At 74.1% G+C, this 16,807-nt stretch carries 9 protein-coding genes; 7 read left to right on the top strand and 2 right to left on the bottom strand.

Annotated features, from left to right (window positions below):
* The first annotated feature begins 255 nt into the window (after positions 1-255).
* On the top strand, positions 256-864 hold the full coding sequence (locus ACGF2Y_RS13825; protein ID WP_392946139.1) for a TetR/AcrR family transcriptional regulator: 609 nt from the start codon (positions 256-258) through the stop codon (positions 862-864).
* A 6-nt stretch (positions 865-870) separates the two neighbouring features.
* Here the strand turns inward: ACGF2Y_RS13825 and ACGF2Y_RS13820 are convergent, their stop codons facing one another.
* Positions 871-2,091, bottom strand: a complete 1,221-nt coding sequence (locus ACGF2Y_RS13820; RefSeq protein ID WP_392946137.1) for a hypothetical protein — start codon at positions 2,089-2,091, stop codon at positions 871-873.
* An 89-nt stretch (positions 2,092-2,180) separates the two neighbouring features.
* Positions 2,181-5,927: a CDP-glycerol glycerophosphotransferase family protein gene (locus ACGF2Y_RS13815; protein WP_392946135.1), complete on the bottom strand. Its 3,747-nt coding sequence runs from the start codon at positions 5,925-5,927 to the stop codon at positions 2,181-2,183.
* 200 nt (positions 5,928-6,127) lie between these two features.
* Between ACGF2Y_RS13815 and ACGF2Y_RS13810 the strand changes: the two genes are divergently transcribed.
* The 6 genes from ACGF2Y_RS13810 (at position 6,128) to ACGF2Y_RS13785 (ending at position 16,784) form a co-directional block, all read left to right on the top strand.
* Positions 6,128-7,255, top strand: coding sequence for a CDP-glycerol glycerophosphotransferase family protein (locus tag ACGF2Y_RS13810; RefSeq protein ID WP_392946214.1), 1,128 nt, complete (start codon positions 6,128-6,130; stop codon positions 7,253-7,255).
* Positions 7,221-7,823, top strand: a complete 603-nt coding sequence (locus tag ACGF2Y_RS13805) for a methyltransferase type 11 (RefSeq protein WP_392946133.1) — start codon at positions 7,221-7,223, stop codon at positions 7,821-7,823. Before ACGF2Y_RS13810 ends, ACGF2Y_RS13805 begins: the two co-directional genes overlap by 35 nt.
* A gap of 48 nt (positions 7,824-7,871) precedes the next feature.
* Positions 7,872-8,795, top strand: a complete 924-nt coding sequence (locus tag ACGF2Y_RS13800) for a TylF/MycF/NovP-related O-methyltransferase (protein WP_392946131.1) — start codon at positions 7,872-7,874, stop codon at positions 8,793-8,795.
* A gap of 311 nt (positions 8,796-9,106) precedes the next feature.
* Positions 9,107-12,634, top strand: a complete 3,528-nt coding sequence (locus ACGF2Y_RS13795; RefSeq protein ID WP_392946129.1) for a CDP-glycerol glycerophosphotransferase family protein — start codon at positions 9,107-9,109, stop codon at positions 12,632-12,634.
* Positions 12,631-15,645, top strand: a complete 3,015-nt coding sequence (locus ACGF2Y_RS13790; protein WP_392946127.1) for a CDP-glycerol glycerophosphotransferase family protein — start codon at positions 12,631-12,633, stop codon at positions 15,643-15,645. Before ACGF2Y_RS13795 ends, ACGF2Y_RS13790 begins: the two co-directional genes overlap by 4 nt.
* Positions 15,642-16,784 carry a glycosyltransferase gene (locus ACGF2Y_RS13785; protein WP_392946125.1) on the top strand — a complete coding sequence of 381 codons (1,143 nt, stop codon included), beginning with the start codon at positions 15,642-15,644 and terminating at the stop codon, positions 16,782-16,784. Before ACGF2Y_RS13790 ends, ACGF2Y_RS13785 begins: the two co-directional genes overlap by 4 nt.
* Positions 16,785-16,807: the final 23 nt, after the last annotated feature.

Below are 16,807 nucleotides of genomic sequence, written 5' to 3'. Positions count from 1 at the left end.
CGAACGATCGCTTTCGACGGAAGCGGAACGGAATGGAACTGACGGGAAGGGAGGGGGCGGGAGGGGGTGGGACGAATTGGGTGGGGCGGAGCGGAAGGAAACGGAACGGAAAAGGGTGGGCGGAAGGGGGGCGGAACGATACGGTCCCGTAGGGACGCCCTCGTTGGGACGGGACCGTATCGTCGTAACGCTGAGAGTAGGACGCTTCTACGTCGCAACGCAACCGTTTCGTCGCGGCCGACTATCATGCGGGCCATGACCACCGAACGGGGAACCCGCCGCCGCGCCCCCGCAGGCGCCGCCGTCCTGCGGGAGGACGTGACGGACGCCATCCGCGCCGCCGTCTTCGAGGAACTCGCCGCGGTGGGGTTCGCCCGGATGTCCATCGAGGGCATCGCCCGGCGCGCGGGCGTCGGCAAGACCGCCGTCTACCGCCGCTGGAAGTCCAAGCTGGCGCTCGTCCTCGACCTGGTCGCGGCCGTCGCCGCCCAGGGGATGCCCGCCCCGGCCACCGGTTCGCTGTACGGGGACGTGCGCGCCGTCCTCGAACTGGCCGCCTACGCCCTGCGCCACCCGGTCGCCTCGCAGGTCATCCCGGACCTGCTGGTCGAGGCGGCCCGCAATCCGGACATCTCCGAGGCGATCAAGGCCGCCCTCCTGGACCAGCAGCAGGGCGTCGCCGCCGTGGTGGTGAGGGAGGCGGTGGCCCGGGGGGAGCTGCCGGAGGGAAGCGATCCGGACCGGGCGCTCGACCTCATCGTCGGACCGCTGTACTGGCGGCTCGTCGTCGTCCGGGGCGAACTGCCCAAGGGCTACCTGGACGATCTGGCCGCCTCGGCGGTCGCCGCACTCAAGCACGTCTGAAGATGCTCAGCCCGTCGGCACCCGCGCCAGGACCTCGCCCGTGCGCGGGCCGAACGTCAGCACCGTCGCGTTCTCGGGCAGCCGCTGGAAACGGGTCAGCAGCAGCCAGCGCACCCCGTACCGGGCGGTGATCCGGTCCCGCCGGGCCTGCGGGGTCGACATGTCGAGGTAGGCGGCCACCGCCCGGCTCCTCTCCCGCCGCTCCGTGTGCGCGAGCCCCGCGTCCGGCAGCGCGTCGGCCAGGACGTACGCTCCGTGCCCGGCCAGCGCGTACATCGCCGGGCGGCTGTCCGTCAGGACCACCTCGCCCGGGGGCACGTACGCGGTCGCCCAGGCGTACGGCTCCCCGGCCGCGCGCGCCCCCTCGGCCGCCGGAGGCCCCGTGGTCCGGCCGGCGGCGGGGGCGCGCGCGGCGGTGAGCCCGTTGTAGTACGGCCACAGCGCCGCCACGGCCACCGCGCACACGACGGCGAACGCCCACCGCCACACGGTCGGCCGGATCCGGGTCCGCGTCCGGACCGCGATCAGGGCGAGGCATCCGACCGCCGCGCCGATCGCCGTCGGCGGGTGGACCAGCAGGACGAGCCCGAGCAGCACGCCGGTCCCGGCCGCCTCCGCCCACCGGGGCGTCCGGCCGGGCCTCGGATCGCCGGGGCCGGCGGTCCGGGCGGTCGCGCGCCCCGTCCACGCCCACAGGTGCAGGGTGACCGCGACCGCGAACGTGCCCGGCGCGCTCCAGCGGGCCGGGTCCGCCCAGTGGATCAGGGCCGGCGGCACCAGCAGGAGGACCGGCACCCAGCGGTTCGGGGTCAGCAGCCGGGTGAGCCGGCCGATCCCGGTGAGCAGGAGCAGCAGGTTCACCGACGCGGCCAGCGCGACGACGGACCGGCCCGAAAGCCCGGTGGCACGGGCGGCCAGACCCTGGAGCAGCGCGTACGGGGAGTAGTGCGCGCTCGCCACGGCGGGCAGGTCGGTCATCGGGAACGCCGGATGCAGCAGATTCACCCGCAGCCGTTCGACGACCGCCGCCTGGAGCCCGGTCTCGCAGCACAGCGGAGCCTGCCAGGCCGCCGCCGACAGCACCGCCCACAGCAGTCCGCCCAGCACGAGGTACGGCGACGGCAGCCACAGGGGAGGCCGGGCCGCTCCGTCGGCCCCGTCGCCCCCGGTCGTGGCGGGCGGGAGGCCGGTGGGCGGGGCGGAGGAGGCAGCGGAGAAGAGGGGCACATCTCATGGGTTCCGTGCGGCGGGGCCGCTCTCCCCGCCGCCACCCGTCCGAGGGATTCCCCGCGACGGCTTCGGGAACGCCGGAGACGTTACGGGGTGTCGCCGGGCGGGTCGGCCAGGAGCCGGTCCGCGACCCGGGCCGCCGCGCCGCCGTCGTCCAGGTCGCAGTAGTCGCGGCGGAAGCTCTCGTACGCGTCGGCGTGCCGGGCCGCCAGCGACCGGGTGTCGCGCAAGGCCTGGGCCACCTCGTCCGTCGTGACCAGCAGCGGCCCCGGCGCCCGGGTCTCGAAGTCCAGGCAGAAGCCGCGCACGGTGTCGCGGTAGTGCTCCAGGTCGTAGGTGTGGAAGAGCATCGGCCGGCCCGTCAGCGCGAAGTCGAACATCAGCCCCGCGTAGTCCGTCACCAGGACGTCGGCCACCAGCATCAGCCCGGCCGCCCCCGGGTGCCCGGACACGTCGAGCACACCGGGGCCGGTCGGGACGCTGCCGGTGACCCGGGGGTGGCGGCGGACCAGCACCGTGTGACCCGGACCGAGCGCCCGCGCCAGGGCGCCCGGGTCGAGTGCCGGGTCCCAGCGGTACGGGCCGGGGGCCGTGCGGTCGGCGGACGTGGCCGGGGGGTGGGCCAGGTGGTCGCGGTAGGTCGGGGCGTACAGCACGACGCGGTGGTCCTGCGGGATTCCGAGGCCGGACCGTACCTCCTCGGCGGCCTTGTCCCGGTCGGGCGGGAACAGCGTGTCGTTGGCGGGCGACCCGGCCTCCAGCACCTCGCCCCCGTACCCCAGCGACCGGCGCAGCCACGGGGTGGCGAAGCGGCTCGGGGAGACCAGCACCGACCACTGGGCCGACCGCTGCGGCAGGGTGGCGAGGTGCTGGTGGTCGGCGTAGAGGGTGTCCGAAAGGCCGCCGCCGAACCGGCCGAGCGGGGTGCCGTGCCAGGTCTGGACGACCGTCTGCCCCGGCCGCCGCTCGAACCACCCGGGCAGCTGCTCGTCCGTGACGATCCGGCGGGAGAGGGCCAGCGCCTCGTACCAGGCGGAGCTGTGCACGGGGACGGCCCGCGCGCCGGGCGGGACGTGGGTGGTGCGGCCGGGGGTGGTGCCGGTGACCCACAGGTGCTCGGTCTCCGTGCCCCGGCGTACGAGCTCGGCGTGCACGGCGCGCGGGGAGTCGCCGCCCGCGTAGAGGACCGTGTCCCGGAGCGGGTGGGCCGTGCGCCGGTCGCGGTAGTGCGCGGCGCGCAGGAGCCGCCTGCCGTACGCGCTCCGCCCGACCGCCGGCAGGTCCGGTCCCGCGACCACGGACAGCCGGTCGCCGTGCCGCCGCTCCGGCCGCAGGGCGTCCGCCGCCGCGCCGCAGGGCAGCTGCGCGGCGGCGGAGCCGAGAACGCGTACGGGGCGGCCGTCCAGGCGGACCTCCCAGCGGCCTTCCGGGAGCGGCGGGGCGATCAGCGCGGAGAACCGGCCCGGTGCGCCGCCGGGGGCCTCACCCGTGGTCCCGTCCGAAGCCCCGCGCACGACGGCCTCCGCGACCGGGACCGTCTCGTGCAGCGTCTCGTGGCGCAGGATGAGGCGGCTGCCGGAGACCTCCGGTCCGCCGTCGGCCTCCGGCCGGTTTCCGGCGTACGCCCCCCGGATGCGCAGGCCCCCCTCCGGCGTGCGCTCCACCCGGTCCGCGTACGGGATCCCCGCCAGGTCCAGCACCAGGTCGCCCGCCGGGTCCGCGTACGCGGGCGGCGGCAGGTCCGGGGCGGCGGGCAACGGGACGCGGGTGCCGTCGGCGAGCAGCAGCCGGACCTGCCACCGTGCCCCGCTCACCGCCTCGACCTCCCGGGGGGCCCGGTGCGGGGCGGGCGGGGCGCAGGCGAGTTCGGCGAGCGGCACGCGCACGGTGAACGCGACCCCGTGCGCTCCTTGAGGCCCTTGCGGACTGTGGGGTCTGTGCGCCCCTTGCGCCCTGTGCGTCCCTTGCGGCCCGTGCAGCCTGTGCGGTCCGTTCGATCCTTGCTCCCCTTGCTCCCCTTGCTCCCCTTGCACTCCGTGCGCTCCTTGCGCCCCGTTCGCTCCCTGCATCCTGTGCGCCGGGGGTGCCACATCAGCCCCGCCTGCCGTATTCAGCTCACCCGCCCCACCAGTCCCGCCCGCCTCCGCGTACTCCACCGGGCAGGACCGCTCCTCGCTCCCGTCGCGTGTCAGCAGCAGCGCCGTGGGCCTGCTCCCGTCGAAGAGCCGGCCCGTGAGTTCCAGCGAGGCCCCTTCCGGCTCGCCGCCCCCCTCCGCCGCGACGGACCGGTGCCCCTCGGCCCGTGCCCGCAGCCGGGACACGGTCAGCCGGAGCCGGCCGCCCCGGTAGTCGAGCACCGCCCGCCGCCCGTCGCCCAGGTCATGCACCAGCGGCTGGTCCGCGCCCGCGTCCGGCGCGCGCACCGCCACCCGGCGGACCGCCCCGGGCCCGGCGAGAACCAGGCCGACCAGCCAGCCGCTCCCCGCCGTCGCGGGCAGCCGGTCCGGGTCGAGGACCATCTCGAAGCCCGCGTGGTCGTAACCGTGCAGCTCCTGGCCGGAGTTCACCGTCGCCTCGGGCGTGGACACGGAACGCACCGGTACCGGCCGCAGCTGCCTTCCCCGCTCCGCCCGGACCATGCCCACCATGAGCCGCTGCCGGGCGGAGGCGGCGGGGAGGTTGCGCAGATACGCGTACCCGCGCAGCCGCAGCTTGCCGTCCGCGCCCCAGCGCGCCTCCAGCAGCCGCGCCACCGCCGGGATGTCCGTGCGCGCGAGCCGGGCGCTCGCGCCGCGCACGCCGGGGTACACCGCCCGCCGCCGCCCCGGGGGGCCCTCGACGGCGAACGTGCCCGCCCCGTTGGCCCGCTCGAAGGCGAGGACCGCCAGCAGCTCGTCCAGACGCCGCTGCCGCACCAGCGACCACTTGATGCGCAGCTCCACCGGCAGCCCCTCCAGCGCCCCCGGCCCCGCCCGGTCGACGAAGGCCCCGGCGCCCTCCAGGAACGCCGCCCGGTACGCCTCGCCGCCCATCGGCAGCCCGTCCAGGAAGTACCCGAAGTCGTCACGCAGACAGGACGCGTCGTACGCCCGCCGCTGTGCCGCGTCCCGGCCGCCCAGGAACGCGCTGACCTGCTCGCACGCGGCGATCCGGTCCCGTACGCCCGTGACGTCCGTACGCCGTCGGGTGATCGAACCCTCCCGCACCCGCCAGTAGTAGACGTGTTCGTGCAGGACGTCGACGGACCCGGCGAGATGGTGCGCGGGGATCATCACCGGGGTGTCCTCGTACAGCTTGCCCTCGGGGAAGGCGAAGGCGTGCGCGTCCCAGAAGGAGCGCCGGAACACCTTGTTCCATGCCACCCGGTCGGCCAGCAGGCGTGGATCCCTGGTGATGTGGGTACGCGGCCGGGGGCCGGTCAGCCAGCGGTACTGCCAGGCCTGCTGCCGCCCCTGCCCGGTCAGCCGCCACACATTGCCGGTCACCAGATCGGAACCGGTCGACTCCAGCGAGGCCGTCATCCGCTCGTACGCGTCGTGCACGACGATGTCGTCGCTGTCGGCGAACGCCAGGTAGGGGACGGTGGGGGTGGTGTGCCGGACACCGGTGTTGCGGGCGGCGCTCAGGCCGGCGTTCTTCTGCCGCACCAGCCGGAAGCGGCTGTCCCGGGCGGCGAACCCCGCCGCGATCCGGGCGCTGCCGTCCGTCGAACCGTCGTCGACGAGCACCACCTCGATCGCTTCGAGGGTCTGTTCCGCCACCGACCGCAGGCAGTCCTCAAGGTAGGCCTCGACGTTGTGGACGGGGACGACGACGCTGAGGAGTGGCTTCATGTCCTGGTCAACAGGGGGCGGCTCCCGTGGTCACCGGCGCTGCCCCGAACGGGTGAACGCGGGCCATGGTCCGGGCAGGGCCGCGATTACGCTCGGCTGCCATGCGCACCCGAGCTTCCGTGCCCGCCCAGGCTGCCGTGCCCACCCGAGCTTCCGTGCCCACCCGGGCTTCCGTGAAGCGGTTCGTGCGTCGCCAGGCCATGCGGGCCGCCTACCGCACCGACCTGCGCCGCCCCCTCGACCCGGACCTGGCCGTCTACGGGGCGTACTGGAACCGGGGCGTCGCCTGCAATCCGGCCGCCATCCACGCCAAGGCCCGCGAACTGGTCCCGCACATCCGGGGCGTATGGGCCGTCTCCTCCCGGCATCGCGACCGGATGGAGCCCGGCGTGCCGTACGTCATCGAGGGCTCGCGCCCCTACTGGCGGGCCATGGCCGCCGCCAGCTACCTGGTCAACAACTCCAGCTTTCCCGGCGGTTTCACCAAACGGCCCGGTCAGCGCTATCTCCAGACCCACCACGGGACCCCGCTCAAGACCATGGGGCTGGACCAGCGCGCGTACCCCGCCCTCGCCCGGAAGGCCGACTTCGGCAAGATCCTCGCCCATGTCGGCCAGTGGGACTTCAGCCTCTCCGCCAACCCGCACACCACCGAGGTCTGGGACCGCGTCTACCCGGGCGCGTACGAACGGCTCGACCTCGGCTACCCCCGCAACGACGTCTACTTCACCGCCACCGCCGAGGACATCGCGAAAATCCGCGCCGGACTGGGCATCGCCGACGGCCGCATCGCCCTGCTCTACGCCCCGACCCACCGCGACTACCGCACCGGTTTCGTCCCCGACCTCGACCCGGAGCGCCTGGCACGCGAACTGGGCCCGCAGTACGTGGTGTTGGTGCGCGCCCACTACTTCTACGGGCGGTCCGCCGGGGTCGGCGCGGCAGGGCCGGGGCGGGTCATCGACGTCACCGGGCACCCCCGGGTCGAGGAACTGTGCCTGGCTGCCGACGCGTTGATCGCCGACTACTCCTCCCTGATCTTCGACTACGCCTGCCTGGACCGCCCGATCGTCGTCCACGCCCCCGACTGGGCCGCCTACCGGGCCGCGCGCGGGACCTGCTTCGACCTGCTCTCCGGGCGGCCCGGCGACACTCCCGGTCCCGTCACCGCCACCCCCGACCGGCTGGCCGACGTGTTCCGGACGGGGGAGTGGCGGTCACCGGAAGCGGCCGCGCTGCGCACCGCGTTCCGGGAGCGGTTCTGCCCGTACGACGACGGGCACGCGGCGGAGCGTGTCGTACGGCGGTTCTTCGACGTACGGGAATGAGTCCGGGCCCCGCACCCACCGGGCGCTGCTCGCCGGGCACCGCATCGACTACTTCGGCGTCGATGTGCGGGACGGCCCCAACGTGGACGCGGTGATGACGAATCCGTACCGCATCCCCGCCCGCTCCAACAGCGCCGATGTGGTGCTGTCCGGGCAGGGGTTCGAGCACATTCCGTTCTTCCGGGCGCTCGCCGCGCACTCGCGGCTCGAACTGCGCGAGGCCTGCACCGACTTCCCGCCGCAGAAGGGCATCTGGCGCGACTACCGGGCCATCGACGGGAAGGCCGCCTGCTGGGGCGACTCGGTCGGCGTCTTCCGCAAGCCTCAGCGCTATCCGCGCCTGACCATGTTCGCGGTACGGGAGCCGGCGGTGTGGTGGGCGAACCGGGTCGGTGGCGTGGACGGGATCCCGCTGCCCCGGCCGGTGGACGGCCGCGAGCGGTGCGGCAGGCCCGAGCCGGCCGTCGTGCCGGAGCGGACGCCGACACCGACACCGGAACAGGTGCCCGCGCCGGAGCGGACGCCGACGCCGGAACAGGCTCCCGCGCGTGCCGAGTCGGCGGGCTGAGCCATGAGCGGGCCCGGCGGGATCAATGGCAGGTTGACGAAAGATGACATGCGGCGCAAACCGCGCGTACTGTCCCGGGGCATGGCTTGGCGCAACGCCGTCAACGGCGTCCTTCAGCAGCTCACCGGATACCAGCTCAGGCGCATTACGGTGCCCGCCGCCCGCACCGCCCCCGCCCCCGCCGATCCCGCACCGGCTCCGGCCGCCGGACCCGCCCCCGCCCCCGGCCCGGATCCCGTTCCCGCTTCCGCGCCGGCCGCGACGGCTGCGAAACCCAGGGCGGAGAAGCCCGCGCTCGCGTTCCCACAGGACTACGACGACGAGGCGAAGGACATCATCCGCGCGGTCAAGCCGTACTCGATGACCTCGCCGGAGCGGCTCAACGCCTTCATCCTCGCCACCCGTTACATCGCCCGGCACGACATCCCCGGCTCCGTCGTCGAGTGCGGTGTCTGGCGCGGCGGTTCCATGCAGGCCTGCGCCCGGACCCTGCTGTCCGCCGGGGAGACCGAGCGCGACCTGTATCTCTTCGACACGTACGAGGGCATGACCCCGCCCACCGCCGAGGACCTGCGGCGCGACGGCCGGCCGGCCCAGGAACTGCTGGATGCCCAGGGCAAGGACCGGCCGATCTGGGCGGTCGCCTCGCTGGAGGACGTCAAGGCGGGCTTCGACAACGTTCCGTACCCGAAGGAGCGCGTCCACTACGTGCAGGGGCGGGTCGAGGACACCGTCCCCGAGCAGGCCCCCGAGCAGATCGCGATCCTGCGCCTGGACACCGACTGGTACGCCTCCACGAAGCACGAACTGGAGCACCTGTACTCCCGGTTGGTCAGCGGCGGAGTCCTCCTGATCGACGACTACGGATACTGGCAGGGGTCACGGCAGGCGGTCGACGAGTTCCTCGACAAGACCGGTGAGCGGCTCCTCCTGCTGCGGATGGACGAGGGCCGGATCGCCGTCAAGCCCTGACACCACGCCCCATGGCCCGAGCCCCGTGCCCTTCCCGGTACGGGGCTCGAACGCGCTCCCGGCACGCCCCCCCCGAGTGCGTGATTCCGCCCTCCGCGTCACCCGAACGGACGCCCTCGGGTGACCCGTCCCTCCGGCGCGGGTTGTACCCCACGGCCCCCGAAGGCCCCCTTCACGCCCTCGAAGCCTCAGCCCACGCCTCTGTCTCTCCGCCCCTCCACCCCTCTGTCTCTCCGTCCCTCTGTCTCTGTCTCCGCCCCCAGACGTTCATTGCCCCTGATGTCGTCCGCCCGGAAGGATCGTGCGCCGCGATGGCACCTCGTCTCACCGTCGTCGTCCCCCTCTACAACGTCGAGGAGTACCTCGGTGCCTGCCTGTCCTCGCTCGCCGAACAGACCATGCCGGACCTGGAGGTCGTCCTCGTCGACGACGGATCCACGGACAACGGCCCCGCACTGGCACAGGAGTTCGCGGACCGCGACCCGCGCTTCCGGCTGTTCCGGCAGGAGAACGCCGGACTCGGCGCGGCCCGCAACGCCGGGATCCGCGAGGCCCTGCCCGACACGGAGTTCCTGACGTTCGTCGACAGCGACGACGTCGTCCCGCCCGGCGCGTACGCCCGGATGCTGGCCGAACTCGACCGCTCCGGCTCCGACTTCGCCACCGGCAACGTGCTCAGGCTGCGGGCGAACGGGGATCTCGAACAGTCCCCGATGTTCCGTGAGCCGATGGAGAAGGCCCGGCAGGCCACCCACGTCACCCGGGACTGGATCCTGCTCGGCGACCGCATCGCCTGCAACAAGGTCTTCCGCCGCGCCTTCTGGGACCAGCACGCCTTCGCCTTCCCCGCCGGCGTGCTGTACGAGGACATCGCCGTCGTCCTGCCCGCCCACTTCCTGGCCCGCTCGGTCGACGTCGTCGAGGAGCCCGTCTACCACTGGCGCGACCGTGACGGCTCGATCACCAGCCGGCGGGCCGTGCCCCGGGGCATCCGCGACCGGGTCACCGCCGTCACCACCGTCAGCCGCTTCCTGGCGGACCGGCTGGAGATGGCGGGGGCGACGGGCGCGACGGGGACGACGGGCCCGATCGAAGCCAAGCGGCGCTATGACGCCCATGCGCTCTCCGGCGACCTCTGGCTGTTCATCGAGGCGCTCGCGGACGGCGACGCGGAGTTCCACGAAGCGTTCCTGAAGCACGCGGGCGCGTTCGCCGCCACCGTCGAACCCGACGTACTCGCCTCACTGCCCCTCCATCTGAGGGTCAAGTGGCAGCTCATCCGGGAACGCCGGCTCCCCGAACTCCTCGCCCTCCTCGCCGACGAGAAGGCGGACCGGGACACCTTCCACGTACGGGGACTGCTCCGTCCCCGCGCCCAGCACCCCGCCGTCCGTGACCCGCTGCCGCCCGCCACGACCGCACTGACCTCCGCCGACCTGCCCGTCCACGCCCACCTCACCGAGGCCGTCTGGCGGGACGGGCTGCTGCACCTGACCGGCCACGCCTACGTGCGCAACGCCCCGGGCGGCCCGGTCCGGCTCGGCTGGCTGCGCTCCGGGAAGCGGCTGATCCCCCTGCGGACCCGCCCGGTCCCGGGCGGCGAGGCCACCGCCCGCTCCGGCCGCTCCCTGCACCGCTACGACCGCGCCGGATTCGAGGCCGTCGTGGACCCGCGCGCGCTCGCCAGGAGGGTGGGCGACGGCCGTACGACCTGGAAGCTGGAGGCCGTCGTCGTCGGTGCGGGCCGGCCGCGCCGGGGCCCCATGCGCCTCATCGGCACTCCGGCCCCGCCCGCCGTGACGTACACCGACGAGGGGACCCGTGTCGTCCCCGTCCTGTCCGGCAACAAGCTGGAGCTGCGCGCCGAACGTGTCGCCGCCGTCCTGACCGGGCAGTCGGCGGGCGAGGACACCGTGCGCCTGGAGGTGAAGATCCTCGGCGACGCCGGGCCGGTCGCCCTCAGGCTCACCGAGTGGCGCACCAAGGAGACCAGGGAGTTCGCCCTGCGCGGTTCGCTCGGCTCCCGGACGGCGGACATCCCGATCAGCGCCTTCCGCAGGAAGGACGACAGTGGCCCCCGCGCAGATGACAACAGCTCTGTCCGTGCGGAGGACGACATCTGGGGCGTCCAACTCGTCGGCGAAGGCGAACCGTTGACGGTGGCGGCCCGGACCGACGGCCAGGACGGACGCTATCCGCTGCCCGGCGGCCGTGAGCTGTACGCGGCCCCCAACCCCTCGGGCGATCTCGTGCTCACCGACCGGCCCGTCCAGCCCGTCGTCACCTCCGCCACCTGGACGGAGCCGGGAGAACTGGTGCTGGAAGGGGCGTTCCCGGTGCCGGCCGCCGCCCCCTACGAACTCGTCCTGCGGCACAGCGGCCACCACGAGGAGGTCGTCCCCGGCCTGGAGCGGGGAGACGGCGACGGCTTCCGGGCCGTGATCGCGCCCGCCGCCGTCGAGGGGCCGGGCGGCGCGCTGCCCCTCGCCGAGGGCCGCTGGTACCTCTTCCTGCGCGAGCCGGGGGAGCGGGACCCGCAGGCGTACCGGCCGCTACGGCTGAGCACTCCTCTCCATCACACCCTGCCGCGACAACAGCAGGCAGGCGGACGGGACTTCACCCTCCATCGGCGCCACCACGACCGGCTCGTCCTGGAATCCGGCAGCGCCCTGCCGGTCCAGGAACGAGGAGCGTACGGGCAGCGGATCCAGCGCGAGCGGTACGCCGGGCTGCGCGGCACCGGAGCGGCCGAACTGCGCCCCGCCGTCCTCTACTCCAGCTTCGACGGCCGCCAGTACTCCGACTCGCCCCGCGCCATCCACCGCGAACTCGCCGCGCGGGGACGGGACATCGAGCACCTGTGGGTGGTGCGCGACCAGCAGGCGGCGGTGCCCGAGGGCGTCCGCCCCGTCGCGCTGCACAGTGCGCAATGGTACGAGGCGCTGGCCCGCAGCCGCTGGGTCGTCACCAACACCCAACTGCCCGCGTGGTTCGAGCGGGCCGAGGGCCAGTGCGTCGTCCAGACCTGGCACGGCACCCCGCTCAAGCGCATCGGCCGCGACCTCGCGGGCACTCCGCACGCCGACGCCGCCTACCTGGCGTCCATGGAGCACCGGTCCGCGCAGTGGAGCCTCCTCGTCTCCCCGAACAGCTTCTCCACGCCCGTCCTGCGCCGCGCATTCGGCTACTCGGGCGAGGTCCTGGAGTGCGGCTACCCCCGCAACGACCTGCTGTACGCCCCCGACCGGGACAAGATCGCCGCCGCCGTACGCGAACGGCTCGCGATCCCCGAGGGGCGACGGGTGATCCTGTACGCCCCCACCTGGCGCGACGACCGCCCCCGGCGGGGCGGGCGCTACGGGCTCGATCTCCAACTCGACCTGGACCGGGCGCGGGAGGCCCTCGGCGACGACCACGTGCTTCTGGTGCGCCGCCACTACCTCGTCGGCGGGAGCATCCCCGACACCGCCTTCGTCCGGGACGTCTCGCGCCACCCGGACGTCGCCGAACTGCTGCTGATCAGCGACGCTCTGGTCACCGACTACTCCTCGATCATGTTCGACTTCGCGCAGACCTGCCGCCCGATGCTCTTCCACACCTACGACCTGGCCCACTACCGCGACACCCTGCGCGGCTTCTGCTTCGACTTCGAGCACCGTGCCCCGGGCCCCCTGATCCCCGACTCCGCCGGGATCGTGGCCGCCCTGCGCGACCCGGAGGCCGCCACCGCCGGGCACCGGGAGGCGTACGAGCGGTTCCGGGAGGCGTTCTGCGACCTCGACGACGGGACCGCCGCCGCCGGGGTCGTGGACCGGATGCTCAAGGGGGAGCAGGTATGAGCGACTTCAGCTGTGTGATCACCGGCGGTGGGGACAGCGAGGGACCGGGAGGCGCCGACGCCCTCCGCGCCTCCGTGGAGTCGGTGCTCGGCCAGTCGCTGCGCGGAGCCGAGGCCGTCGTGGTCCTCGCCTCCGCCGCCGGCCAGGCCGTCCGCACCGCCGCCCGCGCCCTCGCCGACCGGGCCCCCGGGCGGGTCCGCCTCGTCCACGCCGACCCGGCCGTCCGCACCACCGGGGCCCTGCGCAACGCGGGCCTGGACGCGGCGAGCGGCCGGTACGTCCTGGTCCTCACCACCGGCGAACGTCTCCAGCGGCACGCCTGCCGCAACCTCTGGCAGGCGGGCGAGACCAGCCGCGCCGACCTGATCGCCGGCCGCTGGAGCCGCATCAGCGACGAGAGCGGCAAGGAACGGGAACCCTCCTGGCAGAGCGGTCTCTACGCCCGCTCCCGCGTCCTCGCCCGGTTCACCGAGGCCCCCGAACTCGTCGTCAGGGACGCCCTGGTGACCGGATTCTGCCTGCGCCGCGAGGCCGTCAGACGGCACGGGCTGCGGTACGAGGAGGACCTGGCGCACGGCGAGATCCTGTTCGGCCCGCTCGCCGCCGCCGCGGTCGGCCGGATCGCCCTGGTCCGCCGGATGATCGTGACCGGCCGGGCCGTTCCCGACCGGGCCCGCGACCTCGCGGCCCTGGTCGAGGTCCACCGCCGGGTCGCCAACACCCTCCTCGCGCGCGGGTTGCCCGAACTGCGCGAGGAGCGGGAGAAGGCGTTCGCGCGCGACCATCTGGTGCCGCTCGCCCGGTCCTTCCCCCAGCTGTCCGCCGCCCGCCGCGACCGGGTCGCCCAAGACGCCGCCCGCACGCTGACCGCACCCGTCCCACCGGATCTGCCGCCGCTGGAGCGGGTCGCCGTGACCCTGCTGGCCCGGGGCGACGCCGAAGGGGTCCTCGCGGCGGCGTACGCGCTGAGCCGTCCCGCCATCGTGTGCGCGCCGTTGACGACGGGCGCGGACGGGCGGGTGACCTGGGGCGGCGACGCGGACGGGCGGGTGACTCGGGGCGGCGACGCAGACGGGGCGGTGACCCGGGGCGGCGACGCGCAGGGGCCGGACCTCGACATCACCGAACTCGGTCACCAGCACCGCCCGTTCGGCGAGCTGAGGCTGATGAACCGGCTCACCCGCTGCTCCACCGCCGAGAACGGCCGCCTGCTGCTCGAAGGGCGCCTCGTGCTGCCCGGTCACAGCGGCCCCGGCCCCGACACCCCCCTCACCGCCACCCTGGAGTTCCGGGCCCGGGGCGGGGCGCGCGCCGTCGCGTTCCCGGTCGAGGAGGTCCGGCACGACGGGAACGGGATCATCTGGCGCGCGCGGGCCGACGTCTCGCGCCGCCTGCGCCCCGTCGGCGTCCGCGACACCGCGTGGGACGCGCGGCTGACCGTACAGGCGGGGGGCTGTGACGGGCCCCGGTCCGTCAGCGATCTGTTCGCCCCGCAGGACCAGGTGGAAGGGCCGGCCCGGTTCGCCGCCCGGCCCCGGCTCGGGCGGCTCGCCGGAGACACCTGGGAGCCCTACATCACGCTGAAGGACCACTTCGCGCTCCGGCTGACCGCCCGCCGCCGCCCGGCCCTCGTCGCCCACCGCCTGATCCGCTACGCCACCCGCTTCCGGCCCGCCCGCAGGGCGAAGCTCCTCGTCCGGGCCCTGCGCAAGCGCCTGGAGCGCTACCGCTCCCGGGGCTTCAAGGTCCCCTTCCACAACACCTGGCTCACCCGGCTCCCCGTGCGCCGGGGCTCCGTCGTCTTCGAGAGCCACATGGGCACCTGCTACGGGGACAGCCCGCGCGCCCTGTACGAGGAGATCCGCCGCCAGGGCCTGAAACTGCGCGCCATCTGGTCCTACGACGCGTCCCCTGACGGCTTCCCGGACGACGCCCGCCTCGTACGCCGCTGGTCCTGGCGCTACCTGTGGGCGCTGGCCCGCGCGGAGTACTGGGTCGACAACCAGGGCTTCCCGCAGCAGTTGCACAAGCCCCGGCACACCACGTACCTCCAGACCTGGCACGGATCCGCGTACAAGCGCATGGGCTTCGACGAGACCCGCGTACGGCTTCAGAACGCCCCCCGGCGCGAGCGGCTCCAGCAGGCCGTGGACCGCTTCGACCACTTCCTCGTCCGCTCCGAGCACGACGTGAACACCCTCGCCCGCGCCTACCGGCTGCCCGAGGAACGGCTTCTGCGCACCGGCTACCCGCGCAACGACGCCCTGATCGCGGAGCGCACCCGGTCCGAGACCGAAGGACGGCTGCCGCGCCCGCCGCTGGCCGGGGTGCTCGGGCTGGACGACCACAAGAAGACGGTGCTGTACGCCCCGACCTTCCGGGGCAGCCCCGGAAAGCAGCGAAGGAGCGGACTCCTCCTGGACGTACGGGAGTTCGCGGAACGGTTCGGCGACACCCACACCCTGCTCGTCCGGTCGCACTACCTGGAGTCCGCCCGGCTGCCGGTCTGCCCGCCCGGGACCGTCGTCGACGTCTCGCGCCACCACGACGTCAGCGAACTCCTCGCCCTCACCGATGTGCTGGTCACCGACTACTCCTCCATCATGTTCGACTTCGCCCTCCTCGACCGGCCCGTCGTGCTGTTCGCCCCCGACCTCGACGCGTACGCGGTTGAGCGCGGCAGCTACTTCGACCTGCGGGAGAAGGCCCCCGGGCCGGTGGCCGCGACGCAGGAGGAGCTGTTCGAGGCGCTCGCGGAACTGAAGAAGTCCGACACCCGGTACGCCGACCGGCGCCGGGCCTTCGCCCAGCAGTTCGGGTCCTACGACCGAGGCGACGCGGCCCGCAGGACCATCGCCGCCGTCTTCGCCCCCGGCAGCTCCCGAGCCTCCCAAGGCCCACGCGCCTCCCAAGCCTCCCAAGCCTCCCAAGCCTCCCAAGCCTCCCAAGACCCCCGGGAATCCCAGGGCGTCCGCCACACCACCGACCACGACCGGGGGGCCGGCCGATGAGCCGTGACATCTTCATCGTCTCCAACAGCACCGACGAACTCGGCGGTGTCACCGGCTGGATGCACCAGACCGCCCGCCTCTTCGCCGGCCAGGGCCACCGGGTCCACGCCATCGGCATCCACGCCGCCGACCTCACGATGGCGCTGCCCGAACGGCCCGCCCACCCCGTCACCGCCCTCTACCCCGCCCACCCCCCGACCCCCTGGACGCCCCGGGGCATCCGCGACCGCTTCCGGATCCCCGCCCGGCGCAAGGAGGCCGCCCGGGTCGCCGCCAAGAAGCAGGCCGTCGGCCGGCTCTCGGAGATCTTCGCGACCGCCCGCCCCGGCGCGGTCGTCATCGTCACCCAGGTCTGGGCGATGGAGTGGGTCGGGGAGGCCGACACCACCGGGCTGCGGGTCATCGGGATGAGCCACGAGTCCTACGCCTACTCCCGCGCGAGCCACCGCTACCGCTGGATCAGGAACCACTACAAGGACCTCGACCACTGGCTCGTCCTCACCGAGGAGGACGCCGACCAGTGGGCCGGGGACGGCATGAACAACGTCGGCTTCCTGCCCAACGCCCTCTCCCGCCTCCCCCTCGTGCCCTCTCCACGCACCGCGCGGACCGTCGCCAGCATCGGCCGGCTCAGCGACCAGAAGGGCATCGACCTGCTCCTGGACACCTGGGCCCTGGTCGCTCCGTCCCGCCCCGACTGGCGGCTGCGCGTGTACGGGGCGGGCGAGGACGAGACCGCGCTGAAGGCGCAGTGCACCGCCCTCGGCCTCGACGGTTCCGTGGAGTGGATGGGCCGCACCGACGACGTCGAGCGGGCCCTCGCCGGCGCCTCCGTCTTCGTCCAGTCCTCGCGCGGCGAGGGCTTCCCGCTCGCGCTGCTGGAGGCGATGGCCAGTGGCGTGCCCTGCGCCGCGTTCGACTGCGCGCCCGGGGTGCGCGAGATCGTCCGCGACGGCGAGGACGGGCTCCTGGCCCCCGCCGGGGACATCGCCGCCCTCGCCGACCGGCTGCTGCGGCTCACCGGCAACCCCCGGCTGCGCGACGCGATGGGCGCACGGGCCCGGTCCGGCGTCCAGCGGTTCTCCGAGCCGGAGACCCTGCGCCGCTGGGAGGAGCTGTTCACCCTCCTGGAACGCTGAGCAGGTCCTCCCGGCGCGACCTT

This window comes from Streptomyces sp. NPDC048142, from assembly GCF_043202835.1.
In the GTDB taxonomy this organism is placed as follows: domain Bacteria; phylum Actinomycetota; class Actinomycetes; order Streptomycetales; family Streptomycetaceae; genus Streptomyces.
Note: the sequence above shows the minus strand (reverse complement) of the source record. Positions and strands in the feature narration are given on the sequence as shown.